The following is a 21,398-nucleotide window of genomic DNA, read 5'->3' as shown; positions in this document are numbered from 1 at the left end:
CAAAATTATTTTCCAAAGGAGAAAATAATATGAACATAGACAAGTTATATCGAAGCAAAGTAAAACCTGTGGAAGAAGCAGTCAATTATATTAAATCAAATGATCGCGTAATTATAGCACATGCTGTCGGAGAACCTATGTACGTAGTGGATAAAATGGTCGAAAATTATAAAGCATATAAAAACGTTGAAATAGTTCAACTCGTTCCAATGGGTAATTCTCTTTATGCAAAAAAAGAAATGGAAGGGTATTTTAAACTTAACGCATTCTTTCTCGGTGGAAATACCAGGGATACCGTGCATGAAGGAAGAGGAGATTATACACCATGTTTCTTTTATCAAATACCAACACTTTTCCGTTCATCATTACCTATAGATGTAGCTTTAATATCCGTATCTCCTCCGGATGAAAACGGATTTTGCAGTATTGGAACATCATGTGACTATACAAAACCCGCTGCACAAGCAGCAAAATTAACGATTGCTCAAGTTAATAAACATATGCCCAGAACCTTAGGGGATAGTTTTCTTCATATAAATGATATAGATATATTAGTTGAACACAATCAGCCCGTTCCTATTTTACCAAATCCGAAGATAACGGATGTTGAAATGAAAATAGGTGAAAACTGTGCAAAACTTATTAATGACGGAGATACCCTCCAGCTTGGAATAGGAGCAATACCCGATGCAGTTCTTAAGTTTCTTGACGGTAAAAAGGATCTTGGAATACATTCCGAAATGATATCTGACGGTGTTGTGGATTTATATGAAAAAGGTGTAATAACTTGCAAAAAGAAAAATTTAAATACAAACAAGATGGTTGTCGCATTCTTAATGGGTACACAAAAACTATACGATTTTGTTCATGACAATCCAATAATTAATATGATGGATATAGAATATGTCAACAATCCTATAATAATAGGAAAAAATGATAATATGATATCCATAAATTCCGCACTGGAAGTTGACCTAATGGGACAGGTATGTTCTGAAGCAATAGGATTGAAGCAATTTAGCGGAATAGGCGGACAGGTAGATTTTATAAGAGGCGCAGCTTTTTCAAAGGGAGGAAAATCTATCTTAGCCTTCCCTTCTACAGCAAAAAACGGTACTATATCTAAAATCGTTCCGTTTTTAAAAGAAGGAAGTGCTGTAACTACTTCAAGAACCGACGTTGACTATATAGTAACCGAACATGGCATCGCTCATTTAAAAGGGCAAACATTAAGAGAAAGAGCAAGAAGACTTATCAATATTGCAGCACCACAGTTTAGAGACGATTTAATAATCGAATACGAAAAAAGATTTAAGGAGAAATTTTAAAGAAAATAAATCAATAAAAATAATATTATATTAATACCATAACATATAATAAATTTTTACAGTCGCATTAACAAGTCAGTATATACTGACTTGTTTTTATATTCTCTATACATAAATATTTTCAGATATTATACACATACTGATACTAGCCCTTTCAAATATATGCCTTACTACTCCTAAACAAAAAAACATCTAACAAAAATCAAAAACTCGAATAATATAATAATATAAAATAGCACAAGGAGATATAAATGATAGCAACCATTATATTTATAATTTTAGTGTTAATAGGTATTATAACCATAAAAACACAAACAAAAAGACTAATAATAAAATATAATACAAACACAGAAAACATGAGAAAAATAGAAGTACAAAACAAAGATACTACCGACTATTTATATGAAAAAAAGCTTTCAGTTAAAGGGATAGAGAGTCATCATAATGCCGAAAAAATTGAAGAAGCGATAAATTCTATAAATGGAGTTTGGGCAAAAGTAGACTTAAATAATGATAAAATAAATATTTTACTCAAAGAAAATATAAGTAATGAAATAATAACCGATAAAATTAAAGAATTAGGTTATGAGATTGATATATTATAATACTCATAAAAGAAATTTCTAAATTAATAAAATAACTTACATGATTATTTATTGCATAGGGATATAAAAAAACTGTCGACAAAATTACGATTTTTCCCGGGAAATACGATAAAAATATAAAAAATACAAGTAGATATATTAAAATACTATTTTAATATATAAAATAAATATTTATATTTATAATTAACAACAGAAAACTTACGATATACAATAAATAAAAAATAAATATTACACTATATTAAACAAATAATCATAAATCAAGATATAAGTATGAATATATTAAATATATCTTAATATAAAAAAAGGAGTATAAAATATACTCCTTTTTAGATTAACTCTTAATAAGATTTTATGATTATATTAAGCGTTTTTTATAGCATCCGTTAATAATGGAACTATTTTATTTAAATCACCTACTACACCATAATCAGCGATGCTGAAAATTGGAGCAGATTCATCTTTGTTTATAGCGATGATAATATCAGATTCTTCCATACCAGCAGCATGTTGGATAGCACCTGAAATACCGATTGCAAAGTAAACATTAGGTCTAACTGTTTTACCTGTTTGGCCTACTTGGATATCTTTTGGAACCCAACCTGCGTCAACGCAAGCTCTTGAAGCAGAAACTTGACCGCCGATAGCGTCAGCTAAATCTTCTAATAATTTAAAGTTTTCAGCGCTTCCTACACCACGTCCACCAGATACTAAGATATTAGCTTCAGAAATATCTACTTTATCTTTAACGGCTTTAACAACTTCCAATACTTCTACGTATTTATTGTTTTTAGCGAATTCAACTTTCAATTCTTCTACGTTTGCTTTTGCACCTGTTTTAGGTTCAATTTTTTGCATAACGCCAGGTCTTACTGTAGCCATTTGAGGTTTATTGTTAGGACATACGATTGTAGCCATTAAGTTACCACCGAATGCAGGTCTTGTAGCATTCAAGAATAACTGACCTTCATAACCTTTATTTACATTTCCTAAAGCATTTTTATATTCTGCAATTTCAAGAATAGTACAGTCAGCTGTTAGACCTGTAGAAACTCTTGCAGATACTCTAGGAGCTAAATCTCTACCGATAGCTGTCGCACCATAAAGAACGATGTCAGGTTTATAGTTTTTAATTACTTCATCCATAGCGTGTGCATATGGTTCTGTTGTATATGTTTTTAAAGCAGGATCGTCTACTACAACTACTCTGTCAGCACCGTAAACAGCTAATTCATCAGCCAATCCTTTTACATCACTACCTAAAAGAACAGCAGTAACTTCTGTATTTAAAGCAGCAGCAAGCTTTGTAGCTTCACTTGTTAATTCAAACGCAACATTATTGATTACACCATCAACTTGTTGTGCAAAGACAAATACGCCTTTATATTCTTCAAAACTCATTATTTCTATTTCCTTTCCCAATTAATTAGATAATATGTTTTTCTTTTAATTTTCCTAAAATGTATTCAGCTGAAGCATCAGCATCTAATTCAACTTTTTCTCCTGCAGCTTTAACAGCTTTAGGGAATGATTTAGCAACATTTGTAGGAGAACCAGCTTTACCGATTTTTTCGTCTGCAATATCAACATCTTTTCTTGTAATAATTTGAATGTCTTGTTTAAATGCATCAAAAATTCCGCCCGGTGTCATATATCTTGGTTTGTCTAAATCGCCAAGAGCTGTGATTAGGCAAGGCATTTGAGCTTTTTCTACATGATAACCGTCATCATATTGTCTTTCAACAGTAATGCTGTCATCTGTTACTTCAACAACGTTTTGAACATAAGAAATATTAGGGATTCCTAAATGTTCAGCAATTTGAGGACCTACTTGTGCTGTATCACCGTCGATAGCTTGTCTACCTGCGATGATTAGGTCATATTCCATTGTTTTTAATGCAGCAGCTATTGTGTTAGATGTTGCAAGAGTATCAGCACCACCGAAAGGTCTGTCTGTTACAAGTACACCTTTATCAGCACCCATAGCCATAGCTTCTCTTAAAATTTCTTCAGCAGCCGGTAAACCCATAGTAATTACAGTTACTTCTGCACCTGTTTTATCTTTGATTTGAAGTGCAGCTTCTAGACCGGCTTTATCATCAGGATTCATAATAGCAGGAACGCCTTCTCTAATAAGAGTACCTGTTTTTTGATCTATTCTAACTTCGTTTGTATCTGGAACTTGCTTAGCGCAAACTACAATTTTCACTATACTTCTCTCCTTTTCCTCTTAATTATAATAAGCTTCCTGAGATTACCATTCTTTGAACTTCTGAAGTTCCTTCGTAAATTTCAGTAATCTTAGCATCTCTCATCATACGTTCAACGTCATATTCTCTTGTATAACCGTATCCACCATGAAGTTGAACAGCTTTTGTTGTAACTTCCATAGCAACTTCTGCAGCATATAACTTAGCTTGAGCAGCTTCAACAGAGAATCTCTTCTTAGTATCTTTAGCTTTTGCAGCTTTATATACTAACATTCTAGCTGCTTCAACTTTTGTTGCCATGTCAGCAATTTGGAATTGTGTATTTTGGAATTTAGCAATAGATCTACCGAATTGTTTTCTTTCTTTAACGAAGTCGATTGTAGCATCTAAAGCACCTTGAGCTAAACCAAGAGCTTGACATGCAATACCGATTCTACCGCCGTCAAGAGTTTGCATAGCAATACCAAATCCTTTACCTTCTTGTCCTAGAAGATTTTCTTTAGGAATTCTGCAGTCTGTAAAGATTAATTCATATGTAGAAGAACCTCTAATACCCATTTTCTTTTCTTTTGTACCGAAAGTGAAACCAGGTGTTCCCTTTTCTACTATAAATGCAGATATACCTTTAGTACCTTTTGATTTATCTGTCATAGCAAAAATTACATATGTATCAGCTTCTTTACCGTTTGTAATAAAGATTTTAGAACCGTTAAGAATATATTCATCTCCGTCTAAAACAGCTTTTGTTTGTTGTCCTGATGCATCTGTACCTGCGTTTGGTTCAGTTAAACCGAAAGCACCAAGTTTTTCACCACTTACAAGTGGTCTTAGGAATTTTTCTTTTTGTTCAGGTGTACCGAATTTTTCAATCGGAGCAGCACCCAATGATGTGTGAGCAGAAACGATAACACCAGTTGTACCGCATACTCTTGATAATTCTTCAACACATAATGCATATGTTAAAGTATCACAGCCTTGTCCGCCGTATTCTTTAGGCATAGGAATTCCTAAAAATCCTAATTTTTGCATTTTGTCAACAGTTTCTCTTGGGAATACTTCTGTTTCATCTACCTCTTGAGCTAGAGGTTTTACTTCTGTTTCAGCAAATTCTCTAAAAAGAGTTCTTGCCATTTCATGCTCTTTACTTAATGTAAAATCCATTTGTTTTGAATCCTCCTATTTATAATCATAAAATCCGTGTCCAGATTTTTGACCTAACTTGCCGCCACGAACCATTTTCTTAAGTAATGTATGTGGACGATATTTAGGGTCGCCAGTTTCATCATAAAGAACGTTCATAATAGCTAAACAAACGTCAAGACCGATTAAGTCCCCTAATGCTAAAGGTCCCATTGGGTGGTTAGCACCAAGTTTCATAGCAGCGTCTATACCTTCAACGCTGGCAACACCTTCTGCATAAATAGCAACAGCTTCGTTGATCATTGGAATTAAAATTCTGTTTACAACAAATCCAGGAGCTTCTGCAACTTCTACAGGAGTTTTACCTATTTCTTCAGAAATCGCTTTAATTTTATCAACAACTTCAGCTGGAGTATTTAAACCTGCAATAACTTCTACCAACTTCATTACAGGAGCTGGATTAAAGAAATGCATACCGATAATCGGTCTGTTTACTTTTGCACCGATTTCAGTAACTGATAAAGAAGAAGTATTTGTAGCAAATATACAATCTTCTTTACAAATTTTATCTAATTCTTGGAATGTTTCTTGTTTGATAGACATAACTTCAAGTACAGCTTCTACGATTAAATCGCAATCACCGCAAATATCTTTAACACCTGTTGTGATTTTGGCTAAGATTTCATCAGCTTTTGCTTGTTCCATCTTACCTTTTGCTACTCTTTTAGCAAATCCCGCTTCAATTCTTTTTTTACCGTTTGCAGCGAATTCTTCGTTAATATCACATAAGCAAACTTCATAACCTTCTGTTTGTGCAAATGCTTGAGCAATACCTGAACCCATTGCACCAGCACCAATAATACCTACTTTCATTATTATCCTCCAAATTATTTTTTTAAGTCCGGGGTATCTCCCCAGACTTTATTTACTAAAATTAAATACACTATTTGTTTTGGAATTCTGCTTTACCTTTTTCAAGGAATGCTTTCATACCGGCTTTTTGATCTTCACTGTTAAAACAGTCTCCGAATAATTTTTCTTCAACAACAATAGCTTTATCCATATCAACCTGTAATCCGTCATTCATGGCTTTTTTACAGTTTCTTACAGCTATTGGAGCTTGTTTTGCGATTTTGCCAGCTAATTTCATAGCTGCAGGCATTAATTCTTCAGGAGCATAAACAGCATTTACAAGACCTACTTCCAATGCTTTTTCAGCTTTGATGTTATATCCTGCATATACCAATTCTTTAGCCATTCCAACACCGATAATTCTTGCAAGTCTTTGTGTACCGCCAAATCCAGGAGTAATACCAAGACCTACTTCAGGTTGTCCGAATACCGCTTTATCAGAACAAATTCTGATATCACAGCTCATAGCAAGTTCATTACCACCGCCAAGAGCAAAACCGTTAATTGCTGCAATTACAGGAAGTGGGAAAGTTTCGATTTTTCTGAAAATATCGTTACCGAATTTACCAAATGCTTCGCCTTCTTCAGCAGTCATAGTGCTCATTGCCCCTATATCTGCTCCGGCAACAAATGATTTACCTGCTCCGGTTACAACAACAGCTCTTGTTTTATCAAGATCTATAGCATCAAAAGCAGCTTCTAAATCTTTTAAAACTTCTTCGTTCAAAGCATTTAAAGCTTTCGGACGGTCAATTGTAACTACACCTACAAAACCTTCTTGTTCATACTTAACAAAACCCATTTTTAATATCTCCTTAATCTTAATTAATAAATCTGACTAGTCTCTTTCAACAATTGTAGCACAGCCCATACCGCCGCCGATACAAAGTGTAGCCAAACCTTTTTTAGCGTCTGCTTTTTGCATTTCATGTAATAGTGTTACAAGAATACGACATCCAGAAGCACCTACAGGATGACCAAGAGCGATTGCGCCTCCGTTAGGATTTAATTTGTTTAAGTCAAATCCTAATTCTTTACCTACAGCGATTGATTGAGAAGCGAAAGCTTCGTTTGCTTCGATAATATCAAATTCATCAACGCTCATACCTGTTTTATCTAAAACTTTTTTAGTTGCAGCCACAGGACCGATACCCATGATACTTGGATCAACACCGCCAAGTGCACCTGCTTTCCATGTAGCCATTGGTGTAACACCAAGTTCTTTTGCTTTTTCTTCGCTCATAACAACAACAGCTGCAGCACCGTCATTAATACCAGAAGCATTACCTGCTGTTACAACACCGTCAGCTTTAAATGCAGGACGAAGTCTTGCAATACCTTCAGCAGTTGTTCCAGGACGAGGACCTTCGTCTTTGTTAAATACAACTGTTTCTTTTTTCTTTTTAACTTCTACAGGTACGATTTCATCGTCAAAAGCACCTGCTTCTTGAGCAGCTACTGCTTTTTGTTGAGAATTAGCAGCAAATTCATCTAGCTCTTCTCTTGTTAAATTCCATTGTTCTGCGATATTTTCAGCTGTAATACCCATATGATATTGATTAAAAGCATCCCATAAAGCATCATTTACCATTGTATCAACTAAAGTACCGTTGTTCATTCTGTATCCATAACGACCATTCATTACTGCATATGGAGCCATTGACATGTTTTCCATACCACCTGCAACAACGATATCAGCATCCCCTGCTTTAATCATTTGAGCTGCCATGTTTACACAGTTAAGACCTGAACCACAAACAACGTTAACTGTAACCGCAGGAACTTCGATAGGTAAACCTGCATGAATAGACGCTTGTCTAGCAACATTTTGACCTAATCCAGCTTGGATTACACAACCCATATATACTTGATCTACTTGATCAGCCGGTACATTTGCTCTTTTTAAGGCTTCTTTAATTACGATAGAACCTAATTTTTCGGCAGGAACTGTACTTAAGCTTCCTCCCATTGTACCAATCGCAGTACGACAAGCGCCTGCTAAAACTACTTTATTTGCCATTTTTTTTCCTCCTAAAATTAAAAACTTTAATCATAGCAAAGGCAAGGCTATGAACTTATATATATAAGCCGGTATTTTTACCAAACTTCTATAAACAAAATCAACCTAAACCCTTTTAAAACAAAGGATTTATCAATTAATCATATATAAAATCATTATATAATAATATTAAAAACATTACAATATCATTTATTTATCTTTATCCATTTTTTCTCTCAAATGCATGGACAAAAAAGCCAGAGATGCCGCAGTATTCTCATGCTGAACAAGGATATTGTCCGGAACCACCAAATGCGACGGAGCAAAATTCCATATTGCAAGAATTCCGCATTCAACAAGTTTATCACACGCTTCTTGAGCCTTATCCGCAGATACCGTTATTATACCTATATGTATATTGTTTTTCTTGCAAATATCATAAAGAGAATCCATATGATAAATGGGTTTGCCTTTAAACTTTCTGCCTATAATATCTTTGTTAACATCAAAAGCCGCAACGATTTCGAGTCCGTAATCTGCATACCCGTTATAAGATAAAAGAGCTCTTCCAAGTTGCCCTGCACCGATTAACACAGCTTTGTCCGTTTCATCATATCCAAGAAAGTTTTTTATATCCCCTATCAACGTCTCCACGTCATATCCGAGTCTGGGCTTCCCTCCTGTGGAACTTATAGCTGCCAAATCCTTTCTGACTTGAACCTCATTGAGCCTCAAGTCACTTGCAATTGTAGGCGAAGATATATATTCTATATTTTCTCTTCTTGCCCAATTCAAATAATTCAAATAAGAAGGTAGTCTTTGAAGTGCCTGCTTTGAAACAGAAATCTTTTTCATATGTATCAAATTCTCCTTCCTATATCAGTATTTTTTTATCAATATAATTATACTGATATATAGAGATTATGTCAACAAAATTTAATCGAAAATTGTCTTAAAATAAAATATGACAAATCCAAATAAAAAAGGTTTCTAAAACGAAACCTTTAATAAAAAAATCTGTTTATAAGAAAATAAATACAATATTTTAATACGAATTAAAATCAATAATATTAACTTTATATTTAATCAAAAATACACTCCGTTTTTTTCTACCAAAATACTGTTATTCTTATATTCGTAAGTATCATAATACATTTTTGTCAAATCATAAACCAAATAGCCACCAACACCTAAAATAATAAATAATATGATTATCATAACTCCAAATGAAATATTTCTACGCATTATTTCCCTTTCATATCTTTTTTTATTACTTCTCCTATAACTCTTCCTATAAGCTTCCCTGAATTTTTAGATTCTTCCAAAGTATTTAAATTACTGCCGACTTCAAACAATATACTGTTGCTGCTTAACCACTGATTGTAGCGATAAGGTTCTCTTTTTGTTACACCAAGAGAAATTGACGGATACATTTTATCAAACTGTGCATCTATTTTATTTGCAAATTTCAGATTTTTAGATGAATTTTTATGATTCATACCCAAAACAATCATAACATTCGAAACCTTCGTATTCCCTACCTTACCTTTATATTTCAAATTATCACTCGAAGAAGGAAGTCCGTCTCTGTGAATATCAAAAACATATTTTATTCCGGGGTTCTTTTTAAGTATTTTTTCTGCACTTTTTAATGAATTATCGTAAGCAGCATTGTAACTCGGATAATCATGTTGAGATGTATCGTGTACAGCTTCGATTCCATATTCATTCTTAAGAACTTTCACTACTTCCCTTCCCACACTAACCATATTTTCATCATTGTTTCTTGAACGATATGTACCTTTCGTTGTTTTATCCTTAAAAGACTCCGTAGCATGCGTATGATAAATCAACACCAAAGGTTTATCGCTGATTTTTCCTCCAACGGTGGAAACTGCATTCATCTTTTTCTTTGCCAAAGTCAATTCTTTACTTTCTTTATCTTCCATCTTGTCGTTGTTTTTTATCTTAACCTCTTCATAGCCTGTCTCTTTCAAATGTAAAAAAGGCATGGAAGCAACCAAAATATTTTTTGTAAAACCGTAAGAACTGCCTTTTTTATCATCTTTAGAAACAGTATCTTCATTCATTGAAACGACACTTTCTTTTATTATACCTTTATATACAGCCGCATCTTTAGTTTTTTCATCTATTTGTTTTTTTATACTTATAGGAACAGAAAAATTAAATATCAATAAACATATTAAAATTAATGATTTATTTTTTAAAACTCCACTTAACACTTGTTCACCTTTTCCTTTTAAAAGATAATAAATCTTTTATAAAAAAAACTTTGTTTATACATGTCAAATGAAAAATTATATTAAGCTACAAAACACACCTTAATCATATAAATATTATTTAAGCTTAAATTGATAAATTAGAATTAAATTAAAAAACTGTCAATTTTTGCAAGGCGTGATATAATTACAATGTTTAAAATTTGTAAATTTGAGGGGATTTACTATATTTGATAAAACAAAAGGAGAAAATATTTATGCTAGGAATGAATTACAGATTAAAAGACCTTCAAGAAAAAAACACACCTATAAATGTAGGGATAATCGGTGCAGGCCAAATGGGAAGAGGACTCATAAGCCAATTATATAAAATGAAAGGCATGACTCCAAGCGTTGTATGCGATATAGATATAAACAAAGTTTTATATGCTTTTTCAAAATCAAATATAAATGAAAATGACTACATTATAACAAATAAGTTATCACAAGCAAACGATGCAATAAAAAAAGGAAAAATTGTTGTAAGCGAAGACAAAAAAATAGCATCACAAGTTGAAGCAACAGATTGCGTCGTTGATGCAACAGGATTTACCGATATAGGCGCAGAAATTGCCATAGACACTATAAACAACGGTAAAAACATCGTCATGCTCGATGTAGAAGCCGATGTTGTCATGGGACCTATACTAAAGAAAAAAGCAGATCAAGCAGGAGTTATATATACGGGAAGCGCAGGAGACGAACCAGGAGCAGTAAAAGAAATGTTTGATTTCTGTGAAGCTCTGGCCTTCGATATAAAAGTAATCGGAAAAGGTAAAAATAATGACGTAGACTACTCTTGTACTCCTGACAGTATACGTGACTATGCAATAAGCAGAGGAGTAAGTCCAAAGATGCAATGTTCTTTTTCAGACGGAACAAAGAACATGGTTGAACTTTGCTGTATGGCAAACTCTACCGGTCTTGTACCGGATGTAAGAGGCGGACACGGACCGAAAAGCGATATCAAGCAACTGTCTCAAATACTTTCATTAAAAGAAGAAGGCGGTATTTTAAACAGTTACGGAGTAGTAGAATGGGTAAACGGAATTGCACCGGGAGTATTTGTAATAGTATCTTCTGACCTTGAATTCATACACCATGAAATGCAGTACTTGAGAATAGGAGAAGGTCCAAATTATGTACTTTACAGACCATACCATCTTTGCGGAATGGAAACACCACTTACAATAGCCAGAGCAGTACTTGACAAAGCTGCAACAATCGTTCCAATGGACGGTCTTGTTTGCGAAGCAATGACAATAGCAAAAAAAGACCTTAAAAAAGGAGAAAAAATTGACGGTATAGGCGGTTTTTGTACATACGGAACAATAGACAAAAGACAAACCGCAAAAGAATTAAATGCACTTCCTATAGGACTTATCACAGGCAATACCATAATGAAAAATGACGTAAAGAAGGGAGAAATTATCACTTATGATGATGTTCTTCTTGAGGAAGATTCATTACTTGTAAAACTAAGAAGAGAACAAGATAAAATATGGGAATAAAAAAGAGCAGTTAATCTGCTCTTTTTTATATTAACTTTTGCTTAATAATTTAATTGCCTCTTCATTATCACTAACAATAAAAAAATTATTCCCTTTGTTCGTTTCATAAATAAAATCTTTAAATGCTTTGCTGCCACAAGAAGAAAAATCTCCGACAATGGCAATTTTTATATTATAATTAACAAACTTCTGCAAAAGTTCCCCGAGGATTTTATTTTTCAAGTCAAAAATAACCGGATTTACGGCACTCTTATTCAAAACAATACGGTTCGTTCCTGTTAGTCCTTTTATTTCCATAATAAAATCCATTTCCGAATCAACATCATTTATTAAAACTTCATCGCTGTTTATAACAGAAACACTTATATTATCAGATGCTGTTATATTTGTAATTTTCATATATAACCTCCTTTTATAAAAAAATTTTAACATTTCGAGGAACAGATATCAACAATTCAAACAATCAACTCTATTTATAAAAATATCATCACAAAATACAATAAAAATAAGGATACCCCAAATGATATCCTTATAATAACCACTACTTAAATTCTCTGCATCTCATTTTATCAAGTTATCCCTAACCAATCAAAACAAAAATAAAATGAGACGTTTACTTTGTTATAAAATTTTGGTCCGTATAATTTCCACTTCTTGAAAATTATTTTACACAAATTATCTTAACTCTCCTACATTTCTTTACTCTCATAAATCTTTACGGAAATCATGTACGAGCCGACAATAAAAATCCCGACAAAAAGAACATACACCCAAACAGGCAAAGTCAACACAAAATTTATAAAACCGGCGGACAAAGAACTTTCCGAGAGCAAACCTCCTCCTATTGCTCCCAAAAAAGCACATATAAATATAGTTCCAAACCTACCTTTTTCAGCCCCAAATTTAAATACAATAGGAAGGTTAATACTACTGAACAGTATACCAACACTCATTAAGGGAAGGATTACATACATCTTATTGATAACCTCAACAAAACCGTCTTTCATAAAAGCAGAAACAACAATCTGTATCACTATATATAAAAAAGCAACAATAAATGTTCCCAAAAAAGACAATAAATATTTAACCAAAACCATTTCCTTTCTGGTATAAGGCATGGTTACCGCATAAATCTCCCATTTACTTCTTTCATCAAGAGCCATTATGGTAGTAGGCAACATGGCAAAAAAGATAATCGCAAAACCGACAAAGAAGTATCCGTTTTCTACAAAAGAAAGAAATACATATAGAATACAGAGAAAAAATATAAATCTGCATTGTTTTAACAACTCATATAAATCTTTTAATAATAACCCTTTCATTATATATCCTCCTTAGCCATAAAAACAATTATATCCTCAATGCTCGGCTTTTCTAAATTAAATGCAGAGTTTACTTTATTTTTCACAACAAGCGCTTCAACCCCATAATCCGATTCCCTTAACCCTACAACCGCATCCTTATCGATATCCTCAAAGCTTTCTTTTGAACATCTGAGCATTCTGTATTCTTCCAAAAGAATATCCTTTTCTTCCACAAACAACAACTTACCTTTATGCAAAAAAGCAATGTAATCACACAACTTTTCCAAATCAGAAACTATATGAGAAGATATCAATATTGAATGATTTTCATCCCTTGTAAACTCATAAAACAACTCTACAATCTCATCTCTTACTATCGGATCAAGTCCGCTTGTCGCTTCATCCAAAATAAGAAGTTTAGCTTTATGACTTAACGCGACCCCAATCATAAGCTTCATCTTCATACCTCTGGAAAACTCTTTAAACTGCTTATTTAAAGGCAAATTAAATCTTTTCATATATTCAAAGAATACATCTTCCTGCCAATTTTTATACGTATTTTTCATTATATTATTTACTTGTTTTATATTTATTCCTTCAGGAAAGTGAGCTTCATCAAGTACAACCCCTATATCCTCTTTTGTTTCTCTGAAGTTATCCTTGTTGCTTTTTCCTAGAACGAATACTTCTCCTGCACTCGGTTTAATAGCATCGAAAATCAATTTTATGGTTGTACTCTTTCCTGCCCCATTTTCACCTATTAATCCCATAATACATCCTTCGGGAAGAACCAAATTTATATTATCAAGCTTAAAATCTTTATATTCTTTTGTAAGACTTTTCAATTCTATTGCATTCATTGTTTTTCCTCCGAAATCAATTTAAACATATCTATTATTTCATTTGTATTAAGCTCACAAGATTTTGACAATTCAAAAATATATCTCATATACGATTCTATTTTTTTCAAATTTTCTTCTCTTATAAGATTAATGTCCTTTTTGTTAACAAAAGACCCCTTAGCTTTCACGGTATAAATATACCCGTCTTTTTCAAGTTCTTCATAGGCCCTTTTCGTAGTTATAACGCTTATTCTCAAATCCTTCGCCAAATTTCTTATTGAAGGAAGAGCCTCACCTTCTTTTAATTTACCGGAAATAATAAGATCTTTGACTTGTGTATAAATTTGTTCATAAATAGGTTTATCTTCTATATTGCTTATTATTATATCCAAATCCCATATATCCCCTTTCTGTATATATACAGTATATACAGTATTAACATGTTTGTCAATATTAATTTTTATTTTTTATCTAGCGTTAAACAATGAATCATATTTATGAAATAAACGTTGATAATCGTTTACAAAAATGTTAATATTAAATTATAAAACAGGAAGGGGAAACGAAATGAAAAAATTATTAAAAGTATTATTGTTTTTTTGTGTAATACTATCTCTTGCAGGATGCGGAAATAAAGAACAAACGGTATCATACAAAATAGAACAAAGCGGGGTTGAAATAGTTATAAAACTGGACGCAAAAGGTGATACAATAACAAAATTTACTCAAACATCCAAAATAGATTTAACAAATATGGATAAAAGCCAGGAAGAACAAATAGACAAAACAATTGAGCAAATGGAGGAAAAAGTTGACAATATTGAGGGTGTAGAATACAACACAGAAGAAGAAAACAATATACTAACAGAAGTTATTTCTATACAAACCGAAAACGAAAAGACCTTACAAGAGGTTATTGATAAACAAATACTTCCGGTTACAGGAGGCAGTAACGTAAAAAAACTTTCTCTTGAAAAAACAGGTGAAAACCTAGTATCTCAAGGATGGAGTGAAGTAAAATAAAAAACAAGGTTTAAACCTTGTTTTTTTATTTATTGACTTTCGGAAGTGCCCACTTATATTTTCTTGATAGTAACCTTATTACTATAACGGAAACAATGCCGACAACAACAGATATATCACTGTTAACTCCGTTTTTCAAAAGTATTAAATACAAACTTCCGCCTATAATCGCAGCCAGCGCATATATCCTCTTTCTGAGAACAAAAGGAACGTTTCTTATCATTATATCTCTCAACATCCCACCCCCAACACCGGTTATGGAACCTATGAACAGCAAAAGAAAGTTGTTGTCTACATATCCTGCAAACATTGCCGTATTAATACCGAGAATAACAAAAACACCAAGTCCCACGGCATCAAATATATTTAAAGCATGATCAAAAAAATCCATATGCTTTTGCATATAATCATAATTATAATAAAAACATATAAATACAAGCAATGAAAAAGCCGCTGCCAATGCGGTATAATTACCGTTTATAAACATAGCGGGAGGATTTATCGCAAGAATAAGATCTCGTATAATCCCACCTCCAAGAGCAGTAGTTACGCCAAGTACAATAACCCCGAATATATCAAGCTCTTTTTCAATAGCAGCCATTGCTCCCGAAATTGCAAAAGCTATAATGCCTATTATTTCACATATTCCGATTAATTGGTCAGTAAAATCAAACCCCATCTATACCTCCTTTTGCCTAGCATTATATCATATATTATAAAAATATATGCCCTATTCTTTCATAAAAAATATATATCCTTTTATTCGTGTAAAGAAAAATAAAAAATAACCCTAAAAATTAAGGGTTATTTTATAATTTCAAAAAGCTCTTTTAAACTGTCTATAAAATAAGTTGGTTCTTGGGTTGACAGGTATGCTTTTGTATTATATCCATATGTTACGCTTGCTATGTCTATATTTGATTTTTTTGCGGAAATTATATCCCTCACTTCATCCCCTACATAAAGAACATCCTTATCTTCAAGATTAAGTTTCTTTTTTATTTTGTTTATTTTATTTTCTTTGGAAAACAAAGGGGATGATATTATAAAATCCATTACTTTTATATTCTCGTTCTTAAGAAAGTTGTTTATGTTCTTTTTTGAGTTAGATGAAATAACCCCCATATATTTAAGGTTATCTTTCAGTTTTTCGAGTATTTCTCTTATATCTTCTTCATAAGGATCCATTGACTTAGTATATTCTTTCATCAGTTTCTGTCCTTTTTTTATCAGAGAAAATATCTTAAGATAAGGTACCCCGAGATCTTTTGCTATATTGTGATAAGGTTGATGCTTTAATTCATCGATATAGTCATGTGTAATTTCTTTATACCCGTATTTTTTTGCAATTTCATTGTAAACATGGAATATTACATTCTCTGTATTTGCCAATGTTCCATCAAAATCAAATATTACACATTTATACTTCATTCTTTTTCCCTTTTCATATGTTTATAATTATTTACATTATATCATATATAAGCTTAAACTCATATTATAAATGTATTAAGTTTATATTATTTTATATTAAGAAGCAATGAATGATTTATAATATCACAATAAGAAAATGAAATAACATTTTCCTTATCATCCGACTTGGTGGATATAGTAAATATGTTTTTATAAGCGTTTTGAATTCTTCCGTTATTTTTAACGGTTTTCCCTCTTGCAACTTTACTTACAAAGTCCACATCCTTTCCTATATTGCTTTCAATGATTTGCTTTGCACTGTTATAAGAATATCTTGGCAATTTCATTTTGTCACCTCCGATGTTTAATATTATTATTCCCATCAACTCGATTTTTAACCAAAATTTTCTTTTGTTTCCACAAACTATCATCAAAAAAAAAGCTTTTTTCTTTATTTTTTTTATTTATTATGCTAAACTTTTAATACGTATGAATATAAACCAAACTTAACTGTTTATATAGGGAGGTAATGTTTATTTATGAAAATAAACTGGGTAAACAGACGTAACGAAGAGCAGGAGCTCGATAAGGTATATAAAAAAATAGTAAAAAGAAACAATAAATATCATATAGCGGAAGAATCTACATACATAAGGGAAAAAGAAAATCTATTCAAAAAAATTGCAGGCGGAAAAAAGACCCAAAAAGAACCGTCAAAATTAAGAAAAAAATACAAAAACAGTTGGCTTTATGACCAAATAGAAGAAATAAAAGAAGATTTAAACGACGTATTTTTAAGTATAAAATACTATTTAAAGAAATTTAAATTTGCTTTTAGAGATTTCAGAGTATATGCAAAAAGAAACTTATTTAACCTTATGGTGGGTGTTTTTTGTATCATGATTTTTATTGTAGGTATACTTACTTACAATCAATTATTCGGATACGAAGTTGTGTTTAACGGAACAAAAATAGGCATAGTAGAAAATATTGAAGACTTTGAAAATGCACTTACAAACGTAGATGCAAATCTATCAAAATGGTATGACAACTCAAGTGTATTTTACGAAAAATCCATCAGTTATCAAAAAATGGCAATAAAAAATCCAAATGATGTACTAAGTACAGATGACTGTGAAAATGCAATCTATAACATGAATTTACCTTTATTCTGCAAAGGTGCCGTTATAAGCGTCAACGGAGTGGAAGCAGCCAGAGTAGCCTCTACACAAGACGCCGAAACCGTAATCGCAAATATAGGAAGTAACTACGAAAAAGAAAATAAAAACGAAAAAGTAATCAAAGGCAGCGAAGTAAAAGAAGACATAAAATATGAAGAAAAAATGATATCAATGGATTCCGCTATGGATGTAAAAACTGCTATAAATTATTTAAGCGACACATCTGACAAGCATGTAATCGATAAGGGAAACAGTGATATACTCTCAGAAATTGACGAGGCAAAAGAGGGTACAAATCTCGTAAGTGCACTTAATTTCAGAGAAGATGAGTTTTCAACCGATAAAATAAACACAAAACCTTCCATTACAATCACAACGGTTAAAGAAGTCAAATACGAAGAGGACGTTGCATACAAAACAATATACAAAGACGACTCAAATGTATATATCGGTACTGACAAAGTAACCCAAGAAGGCAAAGAAGGTACAAAAGAAGTAACAGCAATAAATACTTACGAAAACGGTGATGTCGTAAAAAGCGATATAACAAATGAAAAAACGACAAAAAATTCCACACCGAAAGTTGTATCAAGAGGAGTAAAACCTCTTCCTCCTGTTACAAGCACAGGAAGATTTATAATGCCTGCAAGCGGAACAATATCGGCATTAAACAAAGCCGGTTCACATGCTGGATATAAAGCGGTAGATATAGCCAATCCACAAGGAACCCCGGTATACGCATCAGATACCGGTATAGTTATAAGATCAAGCTGGTATGCAGGATACGGTAACTGTGTAGACATAGATCACGGAAACGGATATATAACAAGATACGGACACAATGTAAGAAATATCGTACAAGTCGGACAAAAAGTCCAACAAGGCGAACAAATTGCCGTTATGGGCAGCACAGGTAACTCAACCGGACCTCATTGCCATTTTGAAATAATGTATAAAGGACAACGACAAGTAATACTTAATTATTTTGATTATTTGAAAAACGGTATTTACGTCAATGCACTTCAATAAAATAAAGGGGGATGATTAATTGAGTATTCCTATAATAATTATAATATGCCTGATAATCTTAGTATTGATACAAGCTTTTCTGTCAAAACAAGATAATATATTGATGGGACTTCTCATACCTGCGGTTTTCTTGATGGTATCCATCATTATGGCTCTTTCAGTAAAAAGCGGAGCAATTGAAAAGATTAATATATTCATGCAGTGGTTTTCACCCGGAATTGTTGCAATAGCAATATATGCATATATAAAAAAGAAAAAATACAATATCAGAAAACAAGAAAGTGAAGCCTACAGAAATCAAAAAACAACAAAAGACAGTATAGATAAAAATAACATCATAGAAATAGAAGCAGAAGTTATAGACGAACAAGAAATAAAAAATACCCGTAATTAACGGGTATTTTTTATATTACTGCATATTTTACTTATTAAAATTAATTTTAATTATATCCATTTAAAAAAGACCTATATTGTATTATAATTACAATATATATTTAATATCTATCAATACTTGGATGTATTATTATAACCACAGAAAATTTTTTTAACCATATTGCGTAAGTTTTTATTCACATATAAACAACGCATATGCTTTATATAATAAAAAAGATATAAACTAACATCAAGGTATACTTTGTAAAAACAAAGATAAATATAATTTATCCCTTTATAGTTTAGTAAAAAATAACAATAACCGTTTCTTATATTCGTAACTTTATAAGTTCGGATTTAAATTATATTAAAAAAATTATTTAAAGGAGACAATAATTTTAATGAATGATTTATATATAGAAAGCTTTAACGGAGTAGATATAGACAAGCTTATTTCAGCATTATTTGATTTATGCAAAAACAAATCAAAATTTATTGATGACATAAAAAATATCGGAATAGAAAACATTAAAGTATCATGGGAAGACAGAAACTTAGGGAAAGAAGTATTAATCGAAGTAAACAATAACCAGCCTGATATAAAAGAAGAGAAAGAAGAAATATTATTTCCAAGTGACGGATTATATGAATTTGAAGACAACTACAATGAATACATCAAAGAACAAAATATGTATTTAAATAACACATTAAATAATTCACATGGCTTCTCTAAAGCAAAAGAAGACACCGACGAAAATATAAACAATGAGCAAGAAACATCTTTGTTCCCTCCTGATAGTTTATATGCATTCGAAGAGGGACTGGATATATACCTCAACGATATGAATACTTCAAACAGACAATATGAGGGAGTTGATATAAACAATTCTATAAATTCTCAACAAACATCAAATGAGGAACATTATACACCTATTGACGAAACAGACAATATAATAATGAGCCTCAATGTTAATGAAAAGATAAAAATCGACGCAAGAACAATATATCAAATTATAAATAATACAAAAAAAGAAATACAACAGGACCGCAATTATAAAGATACTAATATAAATGATATTGTTAAAATAATAAGCGTCTGCTATCTTATTGATATGCTTGATGTTGATAAAATAATGACAACATCCGTCAATGTAGGCGGAGGAATCATTCGTGACGAATTTAATAATTACCCAATACCAACCCCACAAGTAGCCAGTTTATTGAAGGGGTTACCGGTTTGCTTCTTTGAGGCAAACAAGGAACTGACAGGCATAACCGAAGCAGCAATTTTAAAATATTTTTGCGAGGATTATTCTGACAAATGCAATATGATATACAAAAAAATAGGCTACGGATACTCTAAGAATACAAACACTCCGACAAATTATCTAAGAATTTTTCTCGGGCATATTAACAATTAAAAATAAGACATTGATAAACAATGTCTATTACGATAATAAGTTAACCAACTCTAAAATATCGTTGTAACTCTTATTTTCCTCTCTCATCTTTACACTTCTTGATGACGGTACAATATCCATTATATCGTCATCTTTTTTATTTACGCTTTTTATCTCGGATTCGCTGCTACTTCCTTCATTTACATCCAAAATGTTTTTCATGTCATTCATTCCTCTCAACAAAGGAAGAAGATTTATTATACTTTCTATATTTTTGAAGCTATCTCCAAAGCCATGTTTTAAATTATCCAACAAAAATTCACTTGCGCCCTGCTTACCCCTTCTCCTTATACCCATGGTTTTATCTTTTATCTTTTCCGCATGAGAAAAATAACTGTCTACATATTTCAATTTATTTCTCACATTATGTATATTAAAATTATTGTTAAATAGCTGATTATTTAACAAAGTCCTGTGATGATTCAAACTTTGAACATCTCCTTTTTCTTCTTCACTTTCTTTAAGCGTATAATCTGATTTAATATAATTACTGTTTATACCATAACCGAACATATTATAAACAACATACAAAATAAAGAGGTCACTTAGGGATATTTTCTTTAATATATTCATATATTTATCTCCTTTTTAAAAGGGGCATATTGCCCCTTACATTTAACATTCATCATCACAAAAAAGCAAAAATAACACTAAGATGATTAAAATTATGTTGTTACCGTTAAATAGCCCTTTTAAGAATCCCCCGTCGCAGCCGCAGTCATTATTATCGCCGCAAAATAGCAATAATGCTAAAATCACCAACACAATCAGTCCATCATCTTCACACAAGCAATCT

The 21,398-nt window shown here is 32.0% G+C and carries 25 protein-coding genes; 7 read left to right on the top strand and 18 right to left on the bottom strand.

What is annotated here, in order from left to right:
- The first annotated feature begins 29 nt into the window (after positions 1–29).
- Together QZ357_RS04380 and QZ357_RS04375 are read left to right on the top strand one after the other, a co-directional pair.
- Positions 30–1,328 (top strand): acetyl-CoA hydrolase/transferase C-terminal domain-containing protein, encoded by a 1,299-nt coding sequence (locus tag QZ357_RS04380; RefSeq protein WP_290772274.1) that lies wholly within the window; start codon positions 30–32, stop codon positions 1,326–1,328.
- A gap of 251 nt (positions 1,329–1,579) precedes the next feature.
- On the top strand, positions 1,580–1,933 hold the full coding sequence (locus tag QZ357_RS04375) for a heavy metal-associated domain-containing protein (protein ID WP_290772271.1): 354 nt from the start codon (positions 1,580–1,582) through the stop codon (positions 1,931–1,933).
- A 360-nt stretch (positions 1,934–2,293) separates the two neighbouring features.
- Here the strand turns inward: QZ357_RS04375 and QZ357_RS04370 are convergent, their stop codons facing one another.
- From QZ357_RS04370 to QZ357_RS04330, 9 genes are all read right to left on the bottom strand, one after another.
- Positions 2,294–3,331 (bottom strand): electron transfer flavoprotein subunit alpha/FixB family protein, encoded by a 1,038-nt coding sequence (locus tag QZ357_RS04370; RefSeq protein ID WP_290772268.1) that lies wholly within the window; start codon positions 3,329–3,331, stop codon positions 2,294–2,296.
- Between the two features lie 25 nt (positions 3,332–3,356).
- Positions 3,357–4,139, bottom strand: a complete 783-nt coding sequence (locus tag QZ357_RS04365) for an electron transfer flavoprotein subunit beta/FixA family protein (protein ID WP_290772265.1) — start codon at positions 4,137–4,139, stop codon at positions 3,357–3,359.
- Positions 4,140–4,164: 25 nt separating this feature from the next.
- Positions 4,165–5,301 (bottom strand): acyl-CoA dehydrogenase, encoded by a 1,137-nt coding sequence (locus QZ357_RS04360; protein ID WP_290772262.1) that lies wholly within the window; start codon positions 5,299–5,301, stop codon positions 4,165–4,167.
- A gap of 15 nt (positions 5,302–5,316) precedes the next feature.
- Positions 5,317–6,153 carry a 3-hydroxyacyl-CoA dehydrogenase NAD-binding domain-containing protein gene (locus tag QZ357_RS04355; RefSeq protein ID WP_290772259.1) on the bottom strand — a complete coding sequence of 279 codons (837 nt, stop codon included), beginning with the start codon at positions 6,151–6,153 and terminating at the stop codon, positions 5,317–5,319.
- Between the two features lie 70 nt (positions 6,154–6,223).
- Entirely contained in the window at positions 6,224–6,994 is a 771-nt protein-coding gene (locus QZ357_RS04350) for an enoyl-CoA hydratase-related protein (RefSeq protein WP_290772256.1), read from the bottom strand.
- Positions 6,995–7,030: 36 nt separating this feature from the next.
- Positions 7,031–8,212: an acetyl-CoA C-acetyltransferase gene (locus QZ357_RS04345; protein ID WP_290772253.1), complete on the bottom strand. Its 1,182-nt coding sequence runs from the start codon at positions 8,210–8,212 to the stop codon at positions 7,031–7,033.
- Positions 8,213–8,401: 189 nt separating this feature from the next.
- A complete protein-coding gene (locus tag QZ357_RS04340) occupies positions 8,402–9,046 on the bottom strand; it encodes a redox-sensing transcriptional repressor Rex (RefSeq protein ID WP_290772250.1) in 645 nt (214 codons plus the stop codon).
- A 231-nt stretch (positions 9,047–9,277) separates the two neighbouring features.
- Positions 9,278–9,436 (bottom strand): hypothetical protein, encoded by a 159-nt coding sequence (locus QZ357_RS04335; protein ID WP_290772247.1) that lies wholly within the window; start codon positions 9,434–9,436, stop codon positions 9,278–9,280.
- On the bottom strand, positions 9,436–10,434 hold the full coding sequence (locus QZ357_RS04330) for a stage II sporulation protein P (protein WP_290772244.1): 999 nt from the start codon (positions 10,432–10,434) through the stop codon (positions 9,436–9,438). Before QZ357_RS04330 ends, QZ357_RS04335 begins: the two co-directional genes overlap by 1 nt.
- Before the next feature lie 254 nt (positions 10,435–10,688).
- Between QZ357_RS04330 and QZ357_RS04325 the strand changes: the two genes are divergently transcribed.
- A complete protein-coding gene (locus QZ357_RS04325; protein WP_290772241.1) occupies positions 10,689–11,981 on the top strand; it encodes an SAF domain-containing protein in 1,293 nt (430 codons plus the stop codon).
- Between the two features lie 30 nt (positions 11,982–12,011).
- Here QZ357_RS04325 and QZ357_RS04320 read toward each other — a convergent pair whose 3' ends face one another.
- The 4 genes from QZ357_RS04320 to QZ357_RS04305 form a co-directional block, all read right to left on the bottom strand.
- A complete protein-coding gene (locus QZ357_RS04320) occupies positions 12,012–12,380 on the bottom strand; it encodes a DUF4180 domain-containing protein (RefSeq protein ID WP_290772238.1) in 369 nt (122 codons plus the stop codon).
- A 290-nt stretch (positions 12,381–12,670) separates the two neighbouring features.
- The gene (locus tag QZ357_RS04315) at positions 12,671–13,303 is read right to left on the bottom strand and encodes an ABC-2 transporter permease (protein ID WP_290772236.1); all 633 of its coding nucleotides are present in this window, start codon (positions 13,301–13,303) and stop codon (positions 12,671–12,673) included.
- Positions 13,303–14,145, bottom strand: coding sequence for an ABC transporter ATP-binding protein (locus QZ357_RS04310; protein ID WP_290772233.1), 843 nt, complete (start codon positions 14,143–14,145; stop codon positions 13,303–13,305). Before QZ357_RS04310 ends, QZ357_RS04315 begins: the two co-directional genes overlap by 1 nt.
- A complete protein-coding gene (locus QZ357_RS04305; protein WP_290772230.1) occupies positions 14,142–14,519 on the bottom strand; it encodes a GntR family transcriptional regulator in 378 nt (125 codons plus the stop codon). Before QZ357_RS04305 ends, QZ357_RS04310 begins: the two co-directional genes overlap by 4 nt.
- A 175-nt stretch (positions 14,520–14,694) precedes the next feature.
- Between QZ357_RS04305 and QZ357_RS04300 the strand changes: the two genes are divergently transcribed.
- A complete protein-coding gene (locus QZ357_RS04300) occupies positions 14,695–15,150 on the top strand; it encodes a DUF1307 domain-containing protein (protein WP_290772227.1) in 456 nt (151 codons plus the stop codon).
- 25 nt (positions 15,151–15,175) lie between these two features.
- On the opposite strand, the gene QZ357_RS04295 is transcribed toward QZ357_RS04300, so the two are convergent.
- The 3 genes from QZ357_RS04295 to QZ357_RS04285 form a co-directional block, all read right to left on the bottom strand.
- Positions 15,176–15,829 carry a trimeric intracellular cation channel family protein gene (locus QZ357_RS04295; RefSeq protein WP_290772225.1) on the bottom strand — a complete coding sequence of 218 codons (654 nt, stop codon included), beginning with the start codon at positions 15,827–15,829 and terminating at the stop codon, positions 15,176–15,178.
- Between the two features lie 125 nt (positions 15,830–15,954).
- Positions 15,955–16,581 carry an HAD-IA family hydrolase gene (locus tag QZ357_RS04290; RefSeq protein WP_290772223.1) on the bottom strand — a complete coding sequence of 209 codons (627 nt, stop codon included), beginning with the start codon at positions 16,579–16,581 and terminating at the stop codon, positions 15,955–15,957.
- An 86-nt stretch (positions 16,582–16,667) separates the two neighbouring features.
- Positions 16,668–16,907 carry a Veg family protein gene (locus tag QZ357_RS04285; RefSeq protein ID WP_290772221.1) on the bottom strand — a complete coding sequence of 80 codons (240 nt, stop codon included), beginning with the start codon at positions 16,905–16,907 and terminating at the stop codon, positions 16,668–16,670.
- 192 nt (positions 16,908–17,099) lie between these two features.
- Between QZ357_RS04285 and QZ357_RS04280 the strand changes: the two genes are divergently transcribed.
- From QZ357_RS04280 to larC, 3 genes are all read left to right on the top strand, one after another.
- Positions 17,100–18,770, top strand: a complete 1,671-nt coding sequence (locus QZ357_RS04280; protein ID WP_290772218.1) for a peptidoglycan DD-metalloendopeptidase family protein — start codon at positions 17,100–17,102, stop codon at positions 18,768–18,770.
- Positions 18,771–18,789: 19 nt separating this feature from the next.
- On the top strand, positions 18,790–19,164 hold the full coding sequence (locus QZ357_RS04275) for a hypothetical protein (RefSeq protein WP_290772216.1): 375 nt from the start codon (positions 18,790–18,792) through the stop codon (positions 19,162–19,164).
- Positions 19,165–19,543: 379 nt separating this feature from the next.
- The gene (gene larC / locus QZ357_RS04270) at positions 19,544–20,563 is read left to right on the top strand and encodes a nickel insertion protein (RefSeq protein WP_290772214.1); all 1,020 of its coding nucleotides are present in this window, start codon (positions 19,544–19,546) and stop codon (positions 20,561–20,563) included.
- A gap of 27 nt (positions 20,564–20,590) precedes the next feature.
- Here the strand turns inward: larC and QZ357_RS04265 are convergent, their stop codons facing one another.
- Both QZ357_RS04265 and QZ357_RS04260 read right to left on the bottom strand, forming a co-directional pair.
- The gene (locus tag QZ357_RS04265; protein ID WP_290772212.1) at positions 20,591–21,175 is read right to left on the bottom strand and encodes a hypothetical protein; all 585 of its coding nucleotides are present in this window, start codon (positions 21,173–21,175) and stop codon (positions 20,591–20,593) included.
- A gap of 42 nt (positions 21,176–21,217) precedes the next feature.
- Complete coding sequence (locus tag QZ357_RS04260; protein WP_290772210.1) at positions 21,218–21,391, bottom strand: hypothetical protein; 174 nt, start codon at positions 21,389–21,391, stop codon at positions 21,218–21,220.
- Between the last annotated feature and the right edge of the window lie 7 nt (positions 21,392–21,398).

This window comes from Anaerofustis sp., from assembly GCF_019420015.1.
Lineage (GTDB): Bacteria > Bacillota > Clostridia > Eubacteriales > Anaerofustaceae > Anaerofustis.
Note: the sequence above shows the minus strand (reverse complement) of the source record. Positions and strands in the feature narration are given on the sequence as shown.

Excerpts from the sequence above, each read along its gene's own strand:
- QZ357_RS04380 (WP_290772274.1), top strand. The coding sequence starts at position 30 with ATGAACATAGACAAGTTATATCGAAGCAAAGTAAAACCTGTGGAAGAA.
- QZ357_RS04375 (WP_290772271.1), top strand. The coding sequence starts at position 1,580 with ATGATAGCAACCATTATATTTATAATTTTAGTGTTAATAGGTATTATA.
- QZ357_RS04370 (WP_290772268.1), bottom strand. The coding sequence starts at position 3,331 with ATGAGTTTTGAAGAATATAAAGGCGTATTTGTCTTTGCACAACAAGTT.
- QZ357_RS04360 (WP_290772262.1), bottom strand. The coding sequence starts at position 5,301 with ATGGATTTTACATTAAGTAAAGAGCATGAAATGGCAAGAACTCTTTTT.
- QZ357_RS04355 (WP_290772259.1), bottom strand. The coding sequence starts at position 6,153 with ATGAAAGTAGGTATTATTGGTGCTGGTGCAATGGGTTCAGGTATTGCT.
- QZ357_RS04350 (WP_290772256.1), bottom strand. The coding sequence starts at position 6,994 with ATGGGTTTTGTTAAGTATGAACAAGAAGGTTTTGTAGGTGTAGTTACA.
- QZ357_RS04345 (WP_290772253.1), bottom strand. The coding sequence starts at position 8,212 with ATGGCAAATAAAGTAGTTTTAGCAGGCGCTTGTCGTACTGCGATTGGT.
- QZ357_RS04340 (WP_290772250.1), bottom strand. The coding sequence starts at position 9,046 with ATGAAAAAGATTTCTGTTTCAAAGCAGGCACTTCAAAGACTACCTTCT.
- QZ357_RS04335 (WP_290772247.1), bottom strand. The coding sequence starts at position 9,436 with ATGCGTAGAAATATTTCATTTGGAGTTATGATAATCATATTATTTATT.
- QZ357_RS04325 (WP_290772241.1), top strand. The coding sequence starts at position 10,689 with ATGCTAGGAATGAATTACAGATTAAAAGACCTTCAAGAAAAAAACACA.
- QZ357_RS04320 (WP_290772238.1), bottom strand. The coding sequence starts at position 12,380 with ATGAAAATTACAAATATAACAGCATCTGATAATATAAGTGTTTCTGTT.
- QZ357_RS04315 (WP_290772236.1), bottom strand. The coding sequence starts at position 13,303 with ATGAAAGGGTTATTATTAAAAGATTTATATGAGTTGTTAAAACAATGC.
- QZ357_RS04310 (WP_290772233.1), bottom strand. The coding sequence starts at position 14,145 with ATGAATGCAATAGAATTGAAAAGTCTTACAAAAGAATATAAAGATTTT.
- QZ357_RS04300 (WP_290772227.1), top strand. The coding sequence starts at position 14,695 with ATGAAAAAATTATTAAAAGTATTATTGTTTTTTTGTGTAATACTATCT.
- QZ357_RS04295 (WP_290772225.1), bottom strand. The coding sequence starts at position 15,829 with ATGGGGTTTGATTTTACTGACCAATTAATCGGAATATGTGAAATAATA.
- QZ357_RS04290 (WP_290772223.1), bottom strand. The coding sequence starts at position 16,581 with ATGAAGTATAAATGTGTAATATTTGATTTTGATGGAACATTGGCAAAT.
- QZ357_RS04285 (WP_290772221.1), bottom strand. The coding sequence starts at position 16,907 with ATGAAATTGCCAAGATATTCTTATAACAGTGCAAAGCAAATCATTGAA.
- QZ357_RS04280 (WP_290772218.1), top strand. The coding sequence starts at position 17,100 with ATGAAAATAAACTGGGTAAACAGACGTAACGAAGAGCAGGAGCTCGAT.
- larC (WP_290772214.1), top strand. The coding sequence starts at position 19,544 with ATGAATGATTTATATATAGAAAGCTTTAACGGAGTAGATATAGACAAG.
- QZ357_RS04265 (WP_290772212.1), bottom strand. The coding sequence starts at position 21,175 with ATGAATATATTAAAGAAAATATCCCTAAGTGACCTCTTTATTTTGTAT.